This is a genomic window from Kribbella sp. NPDC004138 (assembly GCF_053603655.1).
The window spans coordinates 15776-35261 of sequence record NZ_JBSGFZ010000006.1; the positions used below are offsets into that span (position 1 = coordinate 15776).

The following is a 19486-nucleotide window of genomic DNA, read 5'->3' on the forward strand; positions in this document are numbered from 1 at the left end:
CATGTCGGAAGTGAAGGACCGCATTGCGGCCGCCTCCGGCCCCGAGGAGCCGGGAACCCCGCCCGCGCTCGGCCTGGTCGGCTGGCTGCGCTGGATGTGGCGGCAGCTGACGTCGATGAAGACGGCGCTGGTGCTGCTGTTCCTGCTGGCGCTCGGCGCGGTGCCGGGATCGCTGATCCCGCAGACGCCGATCGACCCGATCAAGGTGTCGGACTTCCTCGCCGCGCACCCGAAGCTCGGCCCGCTGTACGACAAGCTCGGCCTGTTCGACGTCTACAAGTCGGCGTGGTTCTCGGCGATCTACCTGTTGCTGTTCATCTCGCTGATCGGCTGCGTCGTCCCGCGGCTGTCCGTCTACCTGAAGGGTCTGCGGGCGCGGCCGCCGAAGCCGCCGCGGAACCTGAACCGCCTGCCCGGCTACGAGCGCTTCGAGATCCCCGAGGCCGGTGACGTCCTCGAGGTCGCGACCCGGGAGCTGCGCAAGCGCCGTTTCCGGGTGCAGGCCTACGACGGCGCGGTCGGTGCGGAGCGCGGCTACCTGCGCGAGGCGGGCAACCTGCTCTTCCACTTCTCGCTGATCCTGGCGCTGATCGGGGTCGCCTGGGGATCGCTGTTCGGCTACCGCGGCACCGTGCTGGTTGTCGTGGGCAACGGTTTCTCCAACTCCGTCGCGCAGTACGACGACTTCACGCCCGGTCGGGCGTTCAGCGGTGACGACGACCTGCCGCCGTTCTCGCTGACCGTCAAGGACTTCCAGGCGAAGTTCCAGGAGGACGGTCCGCAGAAGGGCGCGGCACGTGAGTTCAAGGCGCAGCTGACGTACCAGGAGACGCCGGACGCGCCCGAGAAGCCGTACCTCCTCGAGGTCAACCACCCGCTCCGGGTCGACGGCAGCGACGTCTTCCTGCTCGGTCACGGGTACGCGCCGCGAGTGACGGTCCGCGACGGGCAGGGCAACGTGGCGTTCTCCGGTCCGGCGCCGTTCCTGCCGCAGGACGCCAACTTCTCGTCGTTCGGCGTGATCAAGGCGCCGGACGCGCGACCGGCGACCCTCGGGTTCGAGGGCTTCTTCCTGCCCACGGCCGTCATCGGCCAGCAGGGGCCGGTGTCGATGTTCCCCGACGACCTGAACCCGGCGCTGGTGATGACCGGGTACTACGGCCGCCCGCAGCCCGAGACCGGGAAGCCGGAGTCGGTGTACCAGCTGGACAAGACGAAGCTGACGCAGTTCACCCAGAACGGTGACAAGTGGCGGTTCCAGCTCGCCCCCGGGCAGAGCGTCCCGCTCCCCGACAAGGCCGGGTCGCTCACGTTCGACGGCTACAGCCGCTGGGTGAAGCTGCAGATCAGCGACACGCCCGGCAAGAACCTGGCGCTGGGCGGCATCCTGCTGGCGATCCTCGGCCTGATGGGCTCGCTGTTCGTGCACCCGCGCCGTACCTGGGTACGGGTCCGCGACGAGGACGGGCGTACCGTTGTCGAGGTCGCCGGTCTCGACCGGGGACTGGAGCGTGGACTCGGTGACGAGATCGGCGCGATCGTGAAGAGCCTGAAGAAGCAGGAGCAGGTATGAACCCGTCCACCCTGGCATCGCTGTCGAATCTGCTGATCCCGACCGCGACGATCATCTACGGGCTCGCGATGCTCGCGCACGCGGTGGAATGGGCGAGCGGCCTGCGGGTGGTGAAGAAGGACGCCGAGGCGAAGGTGCTGGTCGCCGCGGACGGCGGGGAGGTTCCGGACGCCCCGGCCGATGCTGTCGCGGACGAATCGTCGGTGCGTGGCGACCAGGCGAGCCGGATCGGCATCCTGCTGACCGTGCTGGCCTTCGCGCTGCACGCCGGCGGTGTGCTGACCCGCGGACTGGCTGCCGGGCGGGTGCCGTGGGGCAACATGTACGAGTTCTCCATCACGGCGTCGCTGGCGGTCGCGATCGTGTACCTCGCACTGCTCAAGCGTCAGCGGCTGCAGTGGCTCGGTCTCGGAGTCACCTTCGTCATCACCGCCGCGCTCGGCATCGCCGTCTTGGCGTTCTACGTCCCGGCCGGTGACCTGCTGCCGGCGCTGCACTCGTACTGGCTGGTGATCCACGTGTCCGCGGCGGCGATCGCCGGCGGCGGGTTCACGCTGGGCGGGCTGGCCTCCGTGCTCTACCTGATCAAGTCCAGGGCCGAGGCCCGGGCCGTCGACGGCAAGTCGATGCCGGCCGCGCTGCGCCGGGTCCCGTCCGCCGAGTCGATCGACGCGGTCGCCTACAAGGTGCACGCGTTCTCGTTCCCGATCTGGACCTTCGGCGTCCTCGTCGCCGGGCCGATCTGGGCGTACTACGCCTGGGGTCGCGCCTGGGGCTGGGACCCGAAAGAGGTCTGGTCGCTGGTGACCTGGGTGGTCTACGCGGCGTACCTGCACGCCCGCGCGACGGCGGGCTGGCGCGGCCGCCGCGCCGCCTGGGTGGCGATCGCCGGGTGGGTCGTCTTCCTGTTCAACTTCGTCGGCGTCAACCTGCTGCTGTCCGGCTTCCACGCCTACTCCGGTCTCTGAGCCGGGGCTACCAGCAGATCACGCCGGTCTGATAGCGCCCGACGACACTCCCGCCGGCATCGTCGTACTGCACCATCACCCCACGCCCGCACACGAGCGGAGGAGCCGGCCGCTTGGTCCCGGGGAACGGGTACTTCCAGGCGTAGTACTTGGTCTGCCCGGCGGCCTGCCTGAACTTCCCCAGGTCGTGACGAGTACCGGTCAGGACGGTGCCCTGCTTGTTCACGAACTCCCAGGCGAAGCGCAGCGTGACAGGATTCCCGCGCTCCTTGTGGTAGCGGATGTTCACCTGCGAGACAGCCGTGGTCGAGTAACTGCACAGCCCGGTCTCGAGTCGTCCGGAGGTCAGGCGGTTGCTCGCCCTGTTCTGATAGGTGCCGTACTGGCAGTCGGTGATCCAGTCGGAGGCCGACGGCGTCAGCAGTGTGCCGACCAGGGCGAGTGTTGCTGCGGCGCCCAGCATCAGAAGGTCTTGTAGGAGGGGTCGGTGCCCTTCTGGAAGTGGACCCCGCTGCCGCTGTAGCTGACGCTGAGGAAGCCCCACCCGGCCGAGGCGCTGAAGCCGGACTGACCCTGGTTGTGCTCGTAGGTGTACTGCGCGCCGTGGCCGTGCTTGGAGCAGCCCCGGGGCCGGGTGAGGATCACGTCGGTCACACCGTGGTCGGTGACCATCTTGTGGCCCGAGGTCGCGTCCTTCACGGCACTGATCGGCGCGTTGGTCCCCAGGCCGCCGTGATACAGGTACGCCGCATTCGGAGTCTGCTCGTTGGTGTAGTCGTAGGTGCGGGTGATCGTCTGCTTGATCCGGGTGCAGCCGAGAGACAGTTGCACGCTCGAGAGGTCCTCGGGCCGTACGCCACCGACGAATCCGTCCCGGAAGTCCCAGATCCCGCGGGCGACGGTGCCGACCCAGACGAAACCGACGCTGAGGTTGTCCGCCGGGTTCTTGCCCGCCTTCCGTGCCGCCCAGCGCCGGTCGAGGATCTCTTGCGCCGCCGCGCCGGTCACGGGCTTGGCGATGCCGTTCAGCTGCACCTCGATACCTGCTCCGGTGTGTTGGCGGGAGACCCGGTCGAGACCGGCGAGGTCGAGTGGGTGAGCCACCGCGTACTCGTACACCGGGTCACCTGCCGGGACTGCCGCGGCCGGTACCGGAGCCACTGCCAGCGCGAGAGCGCCGACGACGACGGCAAGACGCATCATGCCCACCCCTTTCACGATGTGTAGTCCTTCGATTTCGGATTGTAGTCGGGGTGGGGGTCGTCGAGTCGAGGTCGGCGGGTGTGTGATGCTGTGAGGCGAGGAAAGGGATCGCTGTGAAGGAATTCGCCATCTACACCGGCCTGCGGGCCGCGCTGTTCGCCATCTGCTTCGCGGTGCTGTGGTTCGCGTTGAACAACTGGCTGACCGTCTTTCCCTTGCTGCTGATCGCCCTGATCATCTCGTCGATCCTGTCGATCTTCGTCCTCCGGGCCGCCCGCGACCGGCTGGCCGGCAAGATCGAGACCCGCGCCACGAAGATCTCCACCCGCCTCGAGCAGGCCCGCTCGGCCGAGGACGACGACTGACCGCCCGCTGACCTGTGCGGTGGCGCCGGCGGCAGGATGGCCGCCGGCATCCGCGGGTGGGTCATACCGCGTCGAGGGCTTCGGTGATCTTGCGGATCATCTCGGTCATGGCCGGACCGGTCCCGCCGCGCTCGGCGCGGGCGCCCGCCTCGACCGCGGTGAGGACAGTGCTGCGGAAGTTGGCGGCCTCGGCCTGATCCTGCTGCTGGAGCAGGCTCATGGACGCGGTCAGTGCCGGCAGCACCGTGTCGGCGAGTTCAGCGGTGGACTTGCCCTTGAGTTTCACGCTCTTCTGCTTCTCGGCGAGCGCGTGCCCGACCGGGCCGGTCGCGGCGGACAGGGCGAGGGCGCCGGCGACGGCGACCTTGCCGGCCGACTTCACGCCGGCCGCGGTGATGAGCGTGATCGCGCCGTGCGCGGCGGTGGCAAGGGTGAGCTTGTCGTTGTCGGTCAGGGTGATCGATGAAGTGCTGTTGTTCGTCATGGGAGGACCATCGCGGTCCCGGCTGACACCGGTCTGTCCGCGCCCTGACACGGGCCCCGACACGCCCGGGCGCCTCGGCGTACCAGTCGAGAACTGGTACGCAGAGTGATTTACGCCACTGGCGAATTTCGGGGAAAATCGTTTGTGCATTCCTTCACATGAGTCGTAACGTGGTGGATGAAACGAAACCGTTTCGTTCTATCGGTGTTCTTGTAGCTACTCAGGGTGATGACTGTGGATGTGGTGCGCCAGCGGCCGCGGGTCGAAGGCGGTCGGGAGGAGGAGATCCTCGACGCGACCGTCGCGGTGGTGGCCGAGCTCGGCTACGACCGGCTGACCATGGATGCGGTGGCGACGGCGGCGAAGGCCAGCAAGGCCACGCTGTACCGGCGCTGGTCCACCAAGGCGGAGCTGGTCGTGGACGCGATCAGCCGGGCGAAGGGCTGCCCGATGCCGGAGGACGTCGACACCGGCAGCCTGCGCGGCGACCTGGTCTCGATGGCGTGCGGCGACGGCGGTTTCACCGACGAGATGCCGATGTCGGTGGTGGCCGGTCTGCTCACCGCGCTGCACCGCGACGCCGACCTGCAGAAGGCCTTCCGGGAGCGCTTCCTGGCGCCCCGCAACGAGCTGACCAACAAGGTGTACGAGCGTGCCGTCCAGCGCGGCGAGATCGCGCCGGACGTCGACGTCGCCCTGCTGTCGGTGACGCTGCCCGCGGTGATCATCCACCACGCCTACATCCTCGGCGTCGAGCCGACCGACGACCTGATCCTCCGAGTGATCGACAACGTGATCCTGCCTGCGGCGCGGGGGTCGCAGGTGAGCTGACCGGTGAGGGGCCGGTCCGCGATTCAACCAGGCAAGTCTGCCCAAGAGGGGAAACACTCATGTCCGAAGAAGTCATCAACGCCGATCCGCCGGACGGCCGGCCGGTCGACGCTGTGGCGGCGACCGGAGCCAACGCGCACGGCCATCGCAACCTCGGCATCGCGCTCGCGCTGATCTGCATGGCGCAGCTGATGGTGGTGCTGGACGGCACCATCGTGAACATCGCGCTGCCGCACATCAAGAACGAGCTAGGCTTCAGCGACGCGTCGCTGCCGTGGGTGGTCAACGCCTACGCGCTGGCGTTCGGCGGTCTGCTGCTGCTCGGCGGCCGGATCGGTGACATCGTCGGCCGCCGCAAGGTGTTCGTGTTCGGCGTCGTCCTGTTCGGCCTGGCGTCGTTCGTCGGCGGTATCGCCCAGAGCGAGGGCGTGCTGCTGGCCAGCCGGATCCTGCAGGGCGTCGCGGCCGCGGCCGCCTCGCCGAACGCGCTGGCACTCATCACCACCACGTTCCCGGCCGGCAAGGAGCGCAACCGCGCGATGGGCGTGTACGCCGCGATGTCCGGAGCCGGAGCGGCGATCGGGCTGATCCTCGGCGGCGCCCTGACCGAGGCCGACTGGCGCTGGACGTTCTTCATCAACACGCCGATCGGCCTGCTGGTGGCCGTGGCAGCCTTCCGCTTCCTCGGTGAGTCGGAGCGACAGACCGGCAAGTTCGACATCCCGGGTGCGGTCACCGGAACCATCGGTCTGACCTCGCTGGTCTACGGTCTGACGCACGCCGCCACCGAGGGCTGGGGCGACACCTGGACCCTCGTCTTCATCTTCGCCGGCCTGGCGCTGATCGGGACGTTCCTCGGGATCGAGGCGCGCTCGCGGCACGCGCTGATGCCGTTCCGGATCCTCGCGAACCGGACCCGCGGCGTGAGCTTCTTCGTGATGCTCATCGTCGGTGCGGCGATGTTCTCGATGTTCTACTTCCTGGGCATCTTCGTGCAGAGCATCATGGGCTACAGCGCGATCAAGACCGGCCTGTCGTTCCTGCCGTTCAGCTTCGGCATCGTGGTCGCCGCGCAGGTCGCGTCGACGCTGGTGGCGCGGGTCGACCCGCGCTGGATCTCCGGCGCCGGTGGGGTCTTCGTCGCGGCCGGCATGTTCGGCTTCAGCCGGCTCCAGGTCGACTCGTCGTACCTGACCGACCTGCTCCCGTACATCCTGGTGCTGTCGTTCGGTATGGGCCTGATCTTCGTCCCGCTCACGCTGACCGCGGTCAGCGGCGTCGCGAACGAGGACTCCGGCGTCGGATCCGCCGTCCTGAACACGGTGCAGCAGATCGGTGGTGCGGTCGGCCTGGCCCTGCTGGGCACGATCTCCACCAGCGCGATCAAGGACAAGTTCGCCGAGCTGGCCCCGGGCCTGCAGAAGGCGGCGGAGTCCGGGCAGTCGCCGGAGCAGATCAAGCAGCTGCAGGGCCAGTTCACCGCGCTCGCCACGACGCACGGTTTCACCCGGGCGTTCATCTGGTCGGCGTTCCTGGCGCTGGGCGCGGCCGTGATCACGCTCGTCGGCCTGTCGATCAAGCACAAGGACCTGGCCACCGACGGCCAGAACGCCGTCCACATGGGCTGATCGGCCGCAGTACCTGAAGGGCCTGCTTCCCGGGAGGGGGGAAGCAGGCCCTTCGTCTGTGTCTACAGCGGTTTACGCATGACCAGCTCCCGGCGTACGCCGTCGGCCATCAGGTCGCCGGGCTCGTCGGTGTCGACGTACCCGTGCCGCAGGTACAGGTTGTGCGCCGGATCGTTGCCCGGAACAACGGAAAGCTTCAGCGTCGCGGCGCCGATGCCGCGGGCCCAGTCCTCGATCGCGGTCATCAGCGCGTTGCCGACGCCCTTGCCACGGCCCGCGGGCGCGACCCACATCGAGACCAGTTCGGCGGTGTCGTCGGCGCTCGGAAACCCGCCTGCCATACCGGCCGGCGTACCGTCGATCGAGGCGATCACCTGATAGGCGCCGGGCGAGCTCAGCCGCTCGCGCCAGCGGTCCTCGGTGGCGTCCACCCAGTCCGCGTACTGCGAACCGAAGGCGAACGGCGCCTCCGCGAGCGCGGCGAGCCGGAGCTCGCGCCACGCCTTCCAGTCGTCCGGGCCGATGGGTCTTACGTCGGTCACGTCCTGCTCCGTCGGGTCAGGGGCGGCAGCCAGTAGAACGGGATGAGCAGCGAGAACGCGACGATGCCGAGGATCGGCAGGATCGCGCCGAGCGCCGTGCCGGCACCGTACAGCAACGGGCCGAGCAGGAAACGGCGGCTCATCCGGCGAGCCTCGTCCGGGTTGATCGTGTCGCCCAGCAGCCGGTGACCGCGGCGCGCGTACTCCCAGATCGCGTTGAACGGCAGGCCGCCGGCGACGAGCAGCGCGCCGTACAGGACGACCGCCGTCCGCTCGCCCTCGTGGTTGCGCAACGCCGACGCGAACACACCGGCCGTGAACGGGATCAGGGCGACCAGCAGCAACAGGATCGTGTTCAGGAACAGCAGCGCCCGGTCCGCGCTCGCGATGTGGTCGAACATCGCGTGATGGTTCGCCCAGATCAGGCCGATCACCAGGAAGCTGATGACATAGCCCAGGTACGACGGCCACAGGTGGCCCAGCTGCTGCATCAGGTGAGAGGTGTCCTCGGGGACCTTGATCTCGATCACCAGCAGGGTGATCGCGATCGCGAACACTCCGTCGCTGAACGCTTCCAGACGAGCGGTCTTCAGCACCGGCCCCGTCACCGGGGTGGGAACTTGGAGGACACCCAGTCGCGGACGCCGCCGAGGCCGTCGCCGAGGTCGCGGAGGAACTTGGCCAGCGGGTCCTGCGAGCGGTTGAACGCGTCGGTGTACGACTTGGCGGCGTTCTTCGCCTCCTGCGAGATCGACGCGTCGGCGTCGCCCTGCCGCTTCGGGTAGTCGCCGGAGACGATCGTCGTGTACTCGCCCTCGTCGACCCAGCGGCGTAGCTCGTGCGCCCGGATGACGGCCATCGGGTGCGACTGCGCCTCGAGCAGCAGCAGCTTCAGCACGCTGTCGCGCAGGTCGCCGGCGCTCTCGTACTCCGTGCCCTGGGCGAGGAACGTGGTGGTGTCGAGTTCATCGAGCTGACCGCCGCTGGCGAGCTTCATCTGGACGCGCAGCGCGACCGCCGGGTCCTGGACGGCGAGCAGACCCGCCCGATCACCGGAGAGTTCGGCCTTGCGGTGCCATTCGTGCAGCGCGGCGATGATCGCACGGAGACCGAGCGCGCCGATCGGCATCCAGCCGACGGCACCGGTCAGGCGCATCAGCCAGAGCAGCAGCGACTGGTACAGCGCGTGCCCGCTCTGCGCGTGGCCGAGCTCGTGACCGAGGACGAACCGCAGCTCCTCCTCGTCGAGGCCCTTGATCAGGGCGCTGTTCACCACGATGAACGGCTTGTCCATGCCGATCGTGACCGCGTTCCAGATCGGGCTGTTGGTGACGTACAGCTCGGGGAGCTGGCGGACGTCGAGCGTGGAGGCCGCCTCGGTGAAGAGCCGGTGCACGGTCGGGAACTGCCGCTCGTCGACCCGGATCGCGCCACCCAGGAACTGCAGCCGGAACGCCCGCTCGTTGATCATCCCCGACATCTTGCGCAGGACGTAGTCGAAGCCCTTCAGCTGCCGCAGCGCGACCAGCGCACCCCGGTCCGCCGGGTGCTCCCACGCCCGCGAGCTGATGTCGGTCAACGTCACCCGCTGCCGCGTCGGCCGATCACTGTTCTCGGTCATCGTTCCCCCTGCCCGGTCGTCATGGATTCCCAACCTAGCTCGCCCTCGGGGTCCAGCGGGGATTGAGCGCCGCGGCCAGCAACCCGGTGGGGATCCAGCCGGTCGGTACCGCCCACCAGCCGAGGCCCTGGCCGGCCGCGATGGCAGTCGTCCCGACCGACAGCGCCGTACCGGCCAGCCAGTACCAGAGCGCGTTCCAGCCGGGGCGCTGGGTGCCGCGGCGGTAGCCGACCCAGGCAAGCGTCAAGGTTGCGGGGAGGGCCAGGGCGATCGCTCCGACGGTGAGGATCGCGAGGATCATCGCGACCTCGGCCGGCGAGAACTCGATCGCGCCGAGCGGGATCACCGGGGCCGCCCGGCGTACTGCTGGGCGTGCAGGTACCGGACGACCATGAGCGCGACGAACCAGTCAGGGACATCGATCATGGGACCGATCCTCGCTGTCGGGGTGAGTGGTTGCAGAGCGTAGGAATACTCAAATCGCGCCGTACGTCTTAGCCTGGCCCGCATGAGTGAGGTAGACGGGGTGTGCCGTGAGGTCGACCGGCGCGACGACAAGGCGCGGGCCTGGGTCTCCGAGGCGATCCGGATCGTCGACGCCGACGCGAACCGCAGCGCGGACACGCACCTGCACGTGTTCCCGATGCCGGCAGGTTCCGGCGTGGACCTGTACCTCAAGGACGAGTCCGTCCACCCCACCGGCTCACTCAAGCACCGGCTCGCCCGCTCCCTGTTCCTGTACGCGCTGTGCAACGGCTGGATCCACGAAGGCACCACCGTCATCGAGGCGTCCAGCGGCTCCACGGCCGTCAGCGAGGCGTACTTCGCCCGCCTGCTCGGCCTGCCGTTCATCGCGGTGATGCCGGCGTCCACGAGCCGCGAGAAGGTCGAGCTGATCGAGTTCTACGGCGGCCGCTGCCACTTCGTCGAGCGCTCCGGCCAGATCTACGGCGAGGCCAAGCGGCTGGCCGAGGAGACCGGCGGTCACTACATGGATCAGTTCACGTACGCCGAGCGTGCGACCGACTGGCGCGGCAACAACAACATCGCCGAGTCGATCTTCGGGCAGCTCTCGCTCGAGGCGCACCCGATCCCGACGTGGATCGTGGTCGGCGCGGGCACCGGCGGCACGTCGGCCACCATCGGGCGGTACGTGCGCTACCAGCGGTACGACACGTCGGTCGCGGTCGTGGACCCGGAGAACTCCGCGTTCTTCCCCGCCTTCGAAGCCGGCGACCACGACTTCTCCACCGGCCGCCCGTCCCGCATCGAAGGCATTGGCCGCCCGCGCGTCGAGCCGTCCTTCGTCCTTGGCGTCGTCGACCGGATGATCTCGGTCCCCGACGCCGCCTCGATCGCCGCGATGCGCTTCTGCTCCCGCGTCACCGGCCGCCTCGTCGGTGGCTCCACCGGCACCAACCTCTGGGGCGCCCTCCGCCTCGCCGCCGAAATGCGCCGCACCGGCGCCCGCGGCAGCATCGTCACCCTCCTCTGCGACAGCGGCGAACGCTACGGCAACACCTACTACGACGACACCTGGCTCCGCACCGCCGGCATCGACATCACCCCCTACACCACCACCCTCGAAACCTTCGCCACCACCGGCCACTGGACCGAACCGGAGTAATCAGCCCCCGCGTGCTACGCAGTACGTGTTTGTGGATTGCCGTCGACTGGTTGGTGCTCGGTCAGGGCAGGAGTGCGACTTTGCCCACCGTGGCCCGGGAATCGAGTTCGGCGAGGGCTTTCGGGCCGTCGGCCAGGTCGTAGGTCGTGGGCTGGGCGGGGGTGAGTACCCCGGTGGCGATGAGGTGGAACAGTTCTGCCATCACCTCGCCGAAGATCTGTGGTGTGTGCTGGATCAGGGTGCCGATGTTGAGGCCGATGAGATGGAGTTGGTGTTTGTAGACCAGGTCCCAGTTGGTGATCGTCGCTTCTCCGGCGGGGAGGCCGGTGACGACTACTCGGCCGGTGACGCGTTTGGTGGCGGTCAGGCTGGTCTCGAGGGTGGGGCCGCCGATCGACTCCAGGGTCAGGTCGACACCGGCGCCGTGCGTTAACCGCAGCACTTCGGCGGCCAGGTCGGGGCTGCGAGAGCTGAGGATGTGGTCGGCGCCGAGGGCGCGCACGACGTCGTGCTTCTCGGGGGAGGCGGTTGCGATCACCGTTGCGCCGTAGTGCTTTGCCAGCTTCACGGCGGCTTGGCCGGTTCCGCCTGCCGCGGCGTGGATCAGCGCGGTCTCGCCGGCGGTCAGCCTGCCCAACGGCCGGAGCGCGGCCAAGGCGGTCGGCCAGTTGACGACCAGACCCAATGCCTGCTCGTCATTCCATCCCGCAGGCACGGGCACGGCCGCGACTGTGGGCAGCACCAGGTTCTCGGCGAACGCTCCGCCGCCGATGCTGACGCCGATCACGTGAGTGCCGACCGCGAGCTGAACCCCATCACCGACGGAGACCACCTCACCGGCGGCCTCGATGCCGGCGATGTATGGCGGGTTCGGGCCGCCTGCGAAGGTGCCGCGGGACTGGGAGATGTCGACGTAGTTGAGGCCGGCTGCTCTGACTCGCACGAGAACCTCGCCGGGGCCGGGCTCCGGGATCGGTACGTCGGTCAGTTGCAGGTCGTGGGGTCCGTTGAGCGACATCTGCTGCAGTGCCCGCATGACACCCCTCCTTTGTTGGTCGATTGACCAACAAATCGTGACACCGCCTTGTGGGCCGGTCAAGATAAACTTGGTCGATCGACCAACAAAGTCGGGGAGGACCGATGGCAACCCGCGGCCGGCCGCGTACGTTCGACCCGGACGTCGCCTTGCGTCAGGCCTTGGATGTCTTCTGGGAACGCGGGTACGAAGGCACGTCGCTCAGCGATCTCGGCGGTGCGATGGGGATCCGGTCCGCGAGCATCTACGCGTACTTCGGTAGCAAGGAAAACCTGTTCCGGCAGGTCATGGCCCTGTACGGAACAACAGCCGGAGGTCCGCCTCGGCAGGCCCTCCGCGAAGGACCGACCGCCCGCGAGGCGATCCACGCGATGCTGCAGGCGACCGCGGATCAGATCACCCATCCAGAACATCCGCACTACTGCATGCTCGTCCTCGCCGCCCCGACCGGCGCCGTCGAGAATCACGCAATACGCGAGTTTCTGGCCGACGGTCGGCACGGCCAGTACGTCGAGATCAAGGACCGCCTGTCCCGTGGCGTGACCGACGGCGATCTGCCGACGCCAGTCATCGGGCTGGAAGCAATGGCCAGGTACTACGCCACCGTCGTCCAAGGCCTCTCGATCCAGGCCCGCGACGGCGCGACCCGCGCCGAACTGGAAACCGTCATCACCTGCGCGATGGCTGCGTGGGACACCCTCGCCGCATGACTCGCATCCTGATCACCGGCATGTCCGGCGCCGGCAAGACCACCCTCGTCGACGAACTGGCGCTCCGGTCCACGTCCTCATCGACCGCGTGAGCCGCCGTACGAACAACCCGTACGGCCGGACCGCGGACCAACAGGCCGAGATCGCCGGCCATGTCCGAGAAGTCGAGCCATTGCTGCGGCGAGGTGCGACTCTGGAACTGGACGGTGAACAACCGGTGGGGGAACTCGCCGACGCCATCGAAGACCTGATCACGCGAATCCGCTGAGGCGGGGATCGTCAGGACCACACCGGTGGGAGGTGGACCATGCGGCTCGACCATCTCTGTGACGTCGAGTGGCGGTATGACTTGCTCCAGGCGGTCGAGCCGTCGGAGGCAGGCGACGGATTGCTGTACGGGCAGGGCACCGCGGTCTTCACGGGCCGGCTCAGCGGCACCGCTCGGTGGTCCAACAACCCCAGGATCCAGGGCGGGTACGCCCATCCTGACGCCCGCGGAACGGTCGACGTCGGAGACGGCGGTTTCGTGCTGTTCCGGCTGACAGGTCTGTCGAACCTCGCCGACGGCGCAGGCCTGCATGTCCTCACATTCGTGACCGATGACGAAACCCACCGGTGGCTCAACCATGTCCTCGCCATCGGCGAGGGCGCCGTCGACGTCGAGCGCGCTGCGCTGTCGATGCGCTACTACACCTGCGAGGTCGACTTCCGCCCCCGGATTCCTGCCGACGAGTGAACGTTCGCGTCGGAACGGATTAGCCGCCCAGGGCCAGTCCAAGGCCGAGGCCGATGGCGTACAGGAGTTCCGTCAGGCCGGTGAATTTCAGGACCGGGATCAGGGCGGGGCCGACGGCGTCGCTCAGGATGATGCGGGTGGACTTCACAGCCAGGGGGAGGGCGATGAAGGCCAGGAGGGTCCAGGGTGTGGCGATGACGGACACTGCAGCGAGGATGAACGCCAGGGCGATCAAAGCGGCGTAGAAGCGGCGGGAGAGGGCGGCGCCCAGGACCACGGCCAGCGTGCGTTTGCCCGTGACCGAGTCGGTTGGGATGTCGCGGAGGTTGTTCGCGACCAGGAGAGCGCAGGCGATGGCGCCGATCGAGACGGCGCCGGCCACCGCGGTCCAGCTCAGGGTCTCCGCCTGGACGTACGTCGTACCGAGGACGGCGACCAGGCCGAAGAACAGGAACACGCTGACCTCGCCGAGGGCGCGGTAGCCGTACGGGCGCTTGCCGCCGGTGTAGAACCAGGCGCCGAGCAGGGACGCGACGCCGGCGACCAGGAGCCACCAGCTCGACGTTGCGCAGAGCACGATGCCGAGGGCGGCGCCGATGCCGAAGCAGGTGAAGGCGGCGGTCTTGACCGCCCGTGGCGTGGCGACCTTGGAGCCGACCAGGCGGAGCGGGCCGACGCGGTTCTCGTCGGTGCCGCGGATGCCGTCGCTGTAGTCGTTGGCGTAGTTGACGCCGATCTGCAGCGCCAGCGCGACGCCGAGGGCCAGCAGCGCCTTCCACCAGACGAAGCCGTCGAGGTACGCCGCGGCGCCGGTGCCGACCAGCACGGGGGAGATGGCGGCGGGCAAGGTGCGGGGGCGGGCGCCTTCGATCCACTGGGCAGGGGTAGCCATGACCGTCGATTCTGTCAGCCGCACGGCCGACCGCCCGAAGCGCCCCGGCGCGCCGACTCGTGGCGAATGGCTCCGGCCCTGTTCGCCGAGTCGTGGGAAATGGCCGGCCGGCACAGCCGGAATCCACGACTCGGTGGTCGGCCGCCGGTCGGCCGGTCCGGTGCGACCGGCTGGGTGGGTGGGCCGTACGCTCGGAGGGACATGTCTAGGTTGCGGCTGGTTCCGGGGACGCCGGACGGGGTGTTGGCGGCGCTCGCCGGTGTGTTGGACGGGAGCGGAGCGCCATTCGCGCCGGTGCCGGGGGACGCGGTCGGGGCCGCGCGGGTGCAGCAGGCGGCCAGGCCGGACGAGCCGGTCGAGGACGGCTGTGCGGTCGTGCTGACCACCTCCGGATCGTCCGGCGAGCCGAAGGGCGTGCTGCTCTCGCGGGAGGCGCTGGTCGCGTCGGCGGTTGCCACGCACGACAGGCTCGGCGGCCCGGGGCAGTGGTTGCTGCCGATGAAGCCGTACTTCGTAGGCGGGCTGCAGATCCTCACGCGCTCGCTGGTCGCCGGTACGACGCCCGTGCTGCTCGGCGACAGCTTCACCGAAGCCGCCCGGCAGCTGACCGGCGTACGGCGCTACACGGCGATGGTGCCGACGCAGCTGGCCCGGTACCTCGAGACCGACGTCCAAGCGCTGCGCTCGTTCGACGCGATCATCATCGGCGGGGCGTCGACGCCGGAGCCGCTCAAACAACGCACCGCGGAGGCCGGCGTGAAGGCGATCCCGGCGTACGGGATGACCGAGACCGGCAGCGGCTGCGTGTACGCCGGGGTGCCGCTGGACGGCACCGCGATCGACCTCGGCGCCGATCAACGCATTCTCATCAAGGGAAGCACGCTGTTCTCCGGCTACCGGCTGCGGCCGGAGCTGACCGCGGAGGTGCTGCGCGACGGGTGGTTCCGGACGCAGGATCGCGGTGAGCTGGTGGACGGTCGGCTGCGGGTGATCGGCCGCGTCGACGACGTGGTCGTTTCCGGTGGGGTGAACGTCACGCTGACGACGGTGCAGGCCCGTCTGCTCGAGCATCCGCGGGTGAAGGACGCCGTAGTACTGGGCGTTCCGGATGCTGAGTGGGGGACGCGCGTCGTGGCGTTCGTCGTCGGCGAGCCGACGCGCGACGAGGCTCGGAACTGGGTCAGCCAGACCCTGCCGCGGACCTGGGCGCCGCAGGAGGTCGTACAGCTCCAGGCGTTGCCGATGCTTGCCTCGGGCAAGGTGGATCGGCAGCGGCTCCTGGAGGGCGTGCGGTGATCACGTACTCGATCGGCCTCAAGAACAAGTTCCGCGGGATCACAGTGCGCGAGGGGATGTTGTACGAAGGCCCTGCGGGCTGGGCGGAGTGGAGCCCGTTCTTGGACTACGACGATGCCACCTGCGTGTCCTGGCTGCGGGCCGCTCGCGAGGCGGCTGAGGTCGGCTGGCCGGCACCAGTACGCGACCGTGTGCCCGTCAACTGCACCGTGCCCGCAGTTGGCCCTGAGAAGGCAGCCGAGATCGTCAGAGCATCCGGCTGCAGTACGGCGAAGGTGAAGGTGGCTGAGCCGGGTCAGACGCTCGCTGACGACTTGGAGCGCGTGGAAGCAGTACGGGACGCCATCGGCAGCGGACAGGTACGCATCGACGCCAACGGGCTGTGGTCGGTGGACCAGGCCGTCCAGAACCTCAAGCAGCTGCAGCGATTCGACCTGGAGTACGTCGAGCAGCCGACCGCATCCGTGGAAGAGCTGGCCGAGGTCAGGCGCCGGACGGACGTGCCTGTCGCGGCTGACGAGTCTATCCGGCGCGCTGAGGACCCACTCCGGGTCAAGAAGCTCGACGCGGCGGACATCGCCGTACTGAAGGTGCAGCCGATCGGCGGAGTCCGTGCGTGCCTGGACATCGCGGAGCGGATCGGACTGCCCGTTGTGGTCTCGTCAGCACTGGAAACCTCCGTGGGTATCGCAGCCGGCGTTGCGCTCGCCGCCGCACTGCCGGAGCTGCCGTACGCCTGCGGCCTGGCCACGGTGTCGATGTTTACGCGAGAGGTCACCACCGAGCCATTACTGGCCAAGGACGGTTTCCTGCCGGTCAGACGCGTCGCACCGGATCCCGAGCTGCTTCAGCAAGCGCGGGCCGACGCGGACCGGACCAAGGTGTGGGAAGAACGCCTGTCCCGAGTAAGGAGTTCCGGATGAACCCCTCCACGGCCTTTGCGACGGTGGTGGTCGACGAGCTGATCCGCTGCGGCGTACGCGAGGCCGTGGTGTGCCCCGGCTCGCGTAGCGCCCCGCTGGCGCTGGCGTTCGCGGCCGCCGACCGGGACGGCCGGCTCAGGCTGCACGTGCGGATCGACGAGCGTACGGCGGGCTTCCTGGCGATCGGCCTGATGCGCGGTAGCGGTCTGCCGGTGCCGGTCGTCACCACCTCGGGTACTGCGGTGGCGAACCTGCACCCCGCCGTACTCGAGGCGTCGCACAGCGGTCTCCCGCTGATCGTGCTGAGCGCGGACCGGCCTCCTGCGCTGAGAGGCAGTGGCGCGAACCAGACCACCGATCAGATCAAGGTGTTCGGCTCTGCGGTCCGCCTGTTCCACGAGATGGGTACGCCGGTGCGTGAGGCCGGCCAGGTGGCGTACTGGCGGTCGCAGGTCGCGCGTGCCGTGGCCAACGCGACAGGTGCGCGTTCCGCGGACCCTGGGCCGGTGCAGCTCAACTGCCCGCTCAGTGAGCCGCTGGTGCCTACTGACGGACCTGAGTGGCCGGAGCCGTTGCACGGACGCAGCACGGGACCGTGGACTGCTGTGCACGCTGCGAGTGCTCAACCCGCTGCTGTGTCTCCAGGGCCGAGGACCGTGGTCGTTGCTGGTGACGGGGCCTCGCAAGCGGCGCGGCTGGCTGCTGAGGCGGGGCGGTGGCCGTTGTTCGCGGAGCCGTCCAGCCGGGCGCGGACGGGCCCGGCGGTGGTCAGTGCGTACCGGCTGTTGCTGCAGGCAAGCCCTCTCGCCAGCGAGATCGAGCGGGTGCTGGTCTTCGGGCACCCGACCCTGTCGCGGCCGGTCGCGAAATTGCTGGCGCGGCCCGATGTCGAGCTGATCGTGGTCGCGCCGACGGGCCTGTGGCCGGACCCGGCCCGCCGCGCGGCCTCCGTGGTCTCCGGGCTGACCGTCACCGGACCCGACACGACCGGCTGGCTGCAGAGGTGGCAGGACGCCGACCAGGCGGCCCGTCCGGAGATCGACAAGGTGCTCGCGGACCGCCTCAGCGGACCGCGCGTCGCGGCGCTCGTCGGTGCGGCGGTCGGTGCCGACGGGATGCTCGTGGTCGCCTCGTCGAACCCGGTCCGCGACCTCGACCTCGCACCGGTCGTCCCGATCCGCACGATCGCGAACCGCGGCCTGGCCGGGATCGACGGCACGATCTCGACCGCCGTCGGCGCCGCGCTCGCGAACGCGGGCCCGACGTACGCGCTGATCGGCGATCTCGCCTTCCTGCACGACAGCACCGGGCTCGTCATCGGGCCGGACGAGGCCCGGCCCGACCTGCGGATCGTGGTCGTGAACGACAACGGCGGCGGGATCTTCTCCACGCTGGAACAAGGCGACCCGGACCACGCGACGCACTTCGAACGGGTCTTCGGCACACCGCACAACGTCGACCTCGGCGCTCTGTGCGCGGCCAGCGGTACGCCGTACACGCTGGTGGAGACCGTCGACGAGCTGCAGGCCGCGCTGGCGCTCACGGTCGCCGGCCTGGACGTCGTCGAGGTGCGGATCTCCCGGGACGGTCACCGTCCGATCGGCGCGGCGCTGGTCGCGGCGCTCAGGCAGCTGTAACCGGCACCTTTCGCGCGGGCTGCAAGGTCCTGAGGTGGCTGAGCAGCGGTACGGCCATCGCGATGACCAGCGCCGTCGTCGTGAGGATCGGGATCGTCGCGCCGCGCAGTGACGAGTTGAGCGGGGCAGCGATGGTGAAGATCAGGCTGACCGCGGTGATGATCGTGGTCAGCCGGCGACCGGGCCGGGCCACGGCCAGGAACGGCAGACACCACAGGAAGTACCAGTCGTGCGCGCTCGGCCCGAGGACGACGACCGCGAGCAGGGCGACGCCCACAGCCCTCGCCGCGTAGTGGATGGACGACCGGAGACTCAGCCACGCGATCAGGCCGAGCGCGGCGACCATACCGACCAGACGGACGATCTGGAGAGCCTGTGCGGCCGCAGTGTCCTCACCGAGCCAGCCGAGGATGCCGGACGCGGCCATGCCGATCAGGTTGGCGATGGAGAACGGTGAACGGACCAGTCCGGGTACGTCGAGCGCCCCGAGCCAGCCGGAGCCCACACCGGTCAGCGCGCCGATGGTGACGAGCGTCAGTACAGACACCGCGCCCGCAACGACCAGGCTGGCGAACCGGTGCAGCCGCCCGGCGAGCGGGCTCATCACTGCGGCAATGGCGACCGCCACCAGCCCGCCTGGAAGCTTCACGGCGGCCGCTGCACCGGCGATGACGGCCGCCGTGCCCCAGCGGCCGGTCAGTGCGAGCGCGAAGGCGCTGCAGGCCAGCCCGAGCATCAGTACGTCGTTGTGCGCCGCACCGATGCCGTGGGTGATCAGCATCGGGTTCAGAACGACCAGCCAGGTGGCGACAGCCGGGTCGACGCGGCATGCGATCGCCAGCCGCGGCACGGCCCAGGCGATGAGGACTATGCCCAGTACGGCGAGGACGCGGTGCCCCAGCATCAGCACGTACGGGTCCATGGTGAGGTGGGCGAGCAGACCGCCGTACGCGAGCGGCAGGGGACCGTACGGCGCCGGTGTCTGCATCCACATCGGGTCGACGGCCTCGACGATGTGGCCGGACAGTACGCCGGGGCCTACGTCGTACGGGTTGTAGCCCTCGGCGACCAGGGCGCCCTGGGCCGCGTAGCTCCAGGCGTCCCGACTGAACAGCGGCGGGGTCAGGAGGAGCGGTGCGCTCCAGCACGCCGCCATACGGAGCAGCGGGAGACGTGCACCGGCCATGACCTGCCGGCCGACGGTCAGCCAGGCCCAGGCCATCAGCCCGAGCCCGGCGACCATGAACGTCAACCCGACCATCCGACCGGGCAACGAGTGGCGAAGCGGAACCGCAGCGACCCACGACGACGCCGGCACCACCGACGTCACCAGGCTCGCCATCGCGACTACGACTGAGCCGACGACCCCACGGACCACCGGCGAGCGCATGAGCGGACCGTAGCCCGCCCATGC

Annotated in this window: 22 protein-coding genes; 12 read left to right on the top strand and 10 right to left on the bottom strand. The window is 69.2% G+C overall.

Translation table 11 applies throughout. The features are described from left to right. Position 1: 1 nt before the first annotated feature. Both resB and ccsB read left to right on the top strand, forming a co-directional pair. Entirely contained in the window at positions 2–1573 is a 1572-nt protein-coding gene (gene resB, locus ACWEOO_RS09545; protein WP_452142606.1) for a cytochrome c biogenesis protein ResB, read from the top strand. Continuing rightward, positions 1570–2541, top strand: a complete 972-nt coding sequence (gene ccsB, locus ACWEOO_RS09550) for a c-type cytochrome biogenesis protein CcsB (RefSeq protein ID WP_452142607.1) — start codon at positions 1570–1572, stop codon at positions 2539–2541. The genes resB and ccsB overlap by 4 nt, the downstream gene beginning before the upstream one ends. A gap of 7 nt (positions 2542–2548) precedes the next feature. On the opposite strand, the gene ACWEOO_RS09555 is transcribed toward ccsB, so the two are convergent. Both ACWEOO_RS09555 and ACWEOO_RS09560 read right to left on the bottom strand, forming a co-directional pair. Further along, positions 2549–3004, bottom strand: a complete 456-nt coding sequence (locus ACWEOO_RS09555; protein ID WP_452142608.1) for a hypothetical protein — start codon at positions 3002–3004, stop codon at positions 2549–2551. Beyond that, positions 3004–3744 carry a hypothetical protein gene (locus ACWEOO_RS09560; protein ID WP_355694508.1) on the bottom strand — a complete coding sequence of 247 codons (741 nt, stop codon included), beginning with the start codon at positions 3742–3744 and terminating at the stop codon, positions 3004–3006. Before ACWEOO_RS09560 ends, ACWEOO_RS09555 begins: the two co-directional genes overlap by 1 nt. A 113-nt stretch (positions 3745–3857) precedes the next feature. Between ACWEOO_RS09560 and ACWEOO_RS09565 the strand changes: the two genes are divergently transcribed. Further along, positions 3858–4109 (top strand): DUF4229 domain-containing protein, encoded by a 252-nt coding sequence (locus ACWEOO_RS09565; protein WP_452142609.1) that lies wholly within the window; start codon positions 3858–3860, stop codon positions 4107–4109. A 61-nt stretch (positions 4110–4170) separates the two neighbouring features. Here ACWEOO_RS09565 and ACWEOO_RS09570 read toward each other — a convergent pair whose 3' ends face one another. Continuing rightward, positions 4171–4593, bottom strand: coding sequence for a hypothetical protein (locus ACWEOO_RS09570; protein WP_452142610.1), 423 nt, complete (start codon positions 4591–4593; stop codon positions 4171–4173). Positions 4594–4827: 234 nt separating this feature from the next. Here ACWEOO_RS09570 and ACWEOO_RS09575 point away from each other — a divergent pair, with 234 nt between their 5' ends. Both ACWEOO_RS09575 and ACWEOO_RS09580 read left to right on the top strand, forming a co-directional pair. Next, positions 4828–5424 (top strand): TetR-like C-terminal domain-containing protein, encoded by a 597-nt coding sequence (locus ACWEOO_RS09575; RefSeq protein WP_355482157.1) that lies wholly within the window; start codon positions 4828–4830, stop codon positions 5422–5424. A gap of 59 nt (positions 5425–5483) precedes the next feature. Beyond that, the gene (locus ACWEOO_RS09580) at positions 5484–7052 is read left to right on the top strand and encodes an MFS transporter (RefSeq protein ID WP_452142611.1); all 1569 of its coding nucleotides are present in this window, start codon (positions 5484–5486) and stop codon (positions 7050–7052) included. Positions 7053–7114: 62 nt separating this feature from the next. Here the strand turns inward: ACWEOO_RS09580 and ACWEOO_RS09585 are convergent, their stop codons facing one another. Genes ACWEOO_RS09585 through ACWEOO_RS09600 form a run of 4 tightly spaced genes read right to left on the bottom strand, consistent with a single transcriptional unit; the run spans position 7115 to position 9561 of the window. After that, the gene (locus tag ACWEOO_RS09585) at positions 7115–7594 is read right to left on the bottom strand and encodes a GNAT family N-acetyltransferase (protein WP_363712774.1); all 480 of its coding nucleotides are present in this window, start codon (positions 7592–7594) and stop codon (positions 7115–7117) included. Next, positions 7591–8202: a TMEM175 family protein gene (locus ACWEOO_RS09590; protein ID WP_359940832.1), complete on the bottom strand. Its 612-nt coding sequence runs from the start codon at positions 8200–8202 to the stop codon at positions 7591–7593. Before ACWEOO_RS09590 ends, ACWEOO_RS09585 begins: the two co-directional genes overlap by 4 nt. Beyond that, a complete protein-coding gene (locus ACWEOO_RS09595) occupies positions 8199–9215 on the bottom strand; it encodes a M48 family metallopeptidase (protein WP_452142612.1) in 1017 nt (338 codons plus the stop codon). The genes ACWEOO_RS09590 and ACWEOO_RS09595 overlap by 4 nt, the downstream gene beginning before the upstream one ends. A gap of 34 nt (positions 9216–9249) precedes the next feature. Then, positions 9250–9561 carry a hypothetical protein gene (locus ACWEOO_RS09600; protein WP_452142613.1) on the bottom strand — a complete coding sequence of 104 codons (312 nt, stop codon included), beginning with the start codon at positions 9559–9561 and terminating at the stop codon, positions 9250–9252. A gap of 162 nt (positions 9562–9723) precedes the next feature. Between ACWEOO_RS09600 and ACWEOO_RS09605 the strand changes: the two genes are divergently transcribed. Beyond that, entirely contained in the window at positions 9724–10842 is a 1119-nt protein-coding gene (locus ACWEOO_RS09605; protein WP_359940841.1) for an L-cysteine desulfhydrase Cds1, read from the top strand. A gap of 61 nt (positions 10843–10903) precedes the next feature. Here the strand turns inward: ACWEOO_RS09605 and ACWEOO_RS09610 are convergent, their stop codons facing one another. After that, positions 10904–11878, bottom strand: a complete 975-nt coding sequence (locus ACWEOO_RS09610; RefSeq protein WP_452142614.1) for an NADPH:quinone oxidoreductase family protein — start codon at positions 11876–11878, stop codon at positions 10904–10906. Positions 11879–11982: 104 nt separating this feature from the next. Between ACWEOO_RS09610 and ACWEOO_RS09615 the strand changes: the two genes are divergently transcribed. From ACWEOO_RS09615 to ACWEOO_RS09625, 3 genes are all read left to right on the top strand, one after another. After that, positions 11983–12588: a TetR/AcrR family transcriptional regulator gene (locus tag ACWEOO_RS09615; protein WP_452142615.1), complete on the top strand. Its 606-nt coding sequence runs from the start codon at positions 11983–11985 to the stop codon at positions 12586–12588. A gap of 88 nt (positions 12589–12676) precedes the next feature. After that, on the top strand, positions 12677–12856 hold the full coding sequence (locus ACWEOO_RS09620) for a hypothetical protein (protein ID WP_452142616.1): 180 nt from the start codon (positions 12677–12679) through the stop codon (positions 12854–12856). Positions 12857–12895: 39 nt separating this feature from the next. After that, positions 12896–13324 carry a hypothetical protein gene (locus tag ACWEOO_RS09625; RefSeq protein WP_452142617.1) on the top strand — a complete coding sequence of 143 codons (429 nt, stop codon included), beginning with the start codon at positions 12896–12898 and terminating at the stop codon, positions 13322–13324. 19 nt (positions 13325–13343) lie between these two features. Here the strand turns inward: ACWEOO_RS09625 and ACWEOO_RS09630 are convergent, their stop codons facing one another. Next, positions 13344–14216, bottom strand: a complete 873-nt coding sequence (locus ACWEOO_RS09630) for a 1,4-dihydroxy-2-naphthoate polyprenyltransferase (RefSeq protein WP_452142618.1) — start codon at positions 14214–14216, stop codon at positions 13344–13346. 201 nt (positions 14217–14417) lie between these two features. Between ACWEOO_RS09630 and ACWEOO_RS09635 the strand changes: the two genes are divergently transcribed. Genes ACWEOO_RS09635 through menD form a run of 3 tightly spaced genes read left to right on the top strand, consistent with a single transcriptional unit; the run spans position 14418 to position 18072 of the window. Then, positions 14418–15512 carry an AMP-binding protein gene (locus ACWEOO_RS09635; RefSeq protein ID WP_452142619.1) on the top strand — a complete coding sequence of 365 codons (1095 nt, stop codon included), beginning with the start codon at positions 14418–14420 and terminating at the stop codon, positions 15510–15512. Then, positions 15509–16435 (top strand): o-succinylbenzoate synthase, encoded by a 927-nt coding sequence (locus ACWEOO_RS09640; protein WP_452142620.1) that lies wholly within the window; start codon positions 15509–15511, stop codon positions 16433–16435. Before ACWEOO_RS09635 ends, ACWEOO_RS09640 begins: the two co-directional genes overlap by 4 nt. Next, positions 16432–18072, top strand: coding sequence for a 2-succinyl-5-enolpyruvyl-6-hydroxy-3-cyclohexene-1-carboxylic-acid synthase (menD, locus tag ACWEOO_RS09645; protein WP_452142621.1), 1641 nt, complete (start codon positions 16432–16434; stop codon positions 18070–18072). The genes ACWEOO_RS09640 and menD overlap by 4 nt, the downstream gene beginning before the upstream one ends. Here the strand turns inward: menD and mptB are convergent. Beyond that, positions 18059–19462 carry a polyprenol phosphomannose-dependent alpha 1,6 mannosyltransferase MptB gene (gene mptB / locus ACWEOO_RS09650; protein ID WP_452142622.1) on the bottom strand — a complete coding sequence of 468 codons (1404 nt, stop codon included), beginning with the start codon at positions 19460–19462 and terminating at the stop codon, positions 18059–18061. The genes menD and mptB overlap by 14 nt on opposite strands. Positions 19463–19486 lie beyond the last annotated feature (24 nt).

Excerpts from the sequence above, each read along its gene's own strand:
- resB (WP_452142606.1), top strand. The coding sequence starts at position 2 with ATGTCGGAAGTGAAGGACCGCATTGCGGCCGCCTCCGGCCCCGAGGAG.
- ccsB (WP_452142607.1), top strand. The coding sequence starts at position 1,570 with ATGAACCCGTCCACCCTGGCATCGCTGTCGAATCTGCTGATCCCGACC.
- ACWEOO_RS09555 (WP_452142608.1), bottom strand. The coding sequence starts at position 3,004 with ATGCTGGGCGCCGCAGCAACACTCGCCCTGGTCGGCACACTGCTGACG.
- ACWEOO_RS09560 (WP_355694508.1), bottom strand. The coding sequence starts at position 3,744 with ATGATGCGTCTTGCCGTCGTCGTCGGCGCTCTCGCGCTGGCAGTGGCT.
- ACWEOO_RS09570 (WP_452142610.1), bottom strand. The coding sequence starts at position 4,593 with ATGACGAACAACAGCACTTCATCGATCACCCTGACCGACAACGACAAG.
- ACWEOO_RS09580 (WP_452142611.1), top strand. The coding sequence starts at position 5,484 with ATGTCCGAAGAAGTCATCAACGCCGATCCGCCGGACGGCCGGCCGGTC.
- ACWEOO_RS09595 (WP_452142612.1), bottom strand. The coding sequence starts at position 9,215 with ATGACCGAGAACAGTGATCGGCCGACGCGGCAGCGGGTGACGTTGACC.
- ACWEOO_RS09605 (WP_359940841.1), top strand. The coding sequence starts at position 9,724 with ATGAGTGAGGTAGACGGGGTGTGCCGTGAGGTCGACCGGCGCGACGAC.
- ACWEOO_RS09610 (WP_452142614.1), bottom strand. The coding sequence starts at position 11,878 with ATGCGGGCACTGCAGCAGATGTCGCTCAACGGACCCCACGACCTGCAA.
- ACWEOO_RS09615 (WP_452142615.1), top strand. The coding sequence starts at position 11,983 with ATGGCAACCCGCGGCCGGCCGCGTACGTTCGACCCGGACGTCGCCTTG.
- ACWEOO_RS09625 (WP_452142617.1), top strand. The coding sequence starts at position 12,896 with ATGCGGCTCGACCATCTCTGTGACGTCGAGTGGCGGTATGACTTGCTC.
- ACWEOO_RS09630 (WP_452142618.1), bottom strand. The coding sequence starts at position 14,216 with ATGGCTACCCCTGCCCAGTGGATCGAAGGCGCCCGCCCCCGCACCTTG.
- ACWEOO_RS09635 (WP_452142619.1), top strand. The coding sequence starts at position 14,418 with ATGTCTAGGTTGCGGCTGGTTCCGGGGACGCCGGACGGGGTGTTGGCG.
- menD (WP_452142621.1), top strand. The coding sequence starts at position 16,432 with ATGAACCCCTCCACGGCCTTTGCGACGGTGGTGGTCGACGAGCTGATC.
- mptB (WP_452142622.1), bottom strand. The coding sequence starts at position 19,462 with ATGCGCTCGCCGGTGGTCCGTGGGGTCGTCGGCTCAGTCGTAGTCGCG.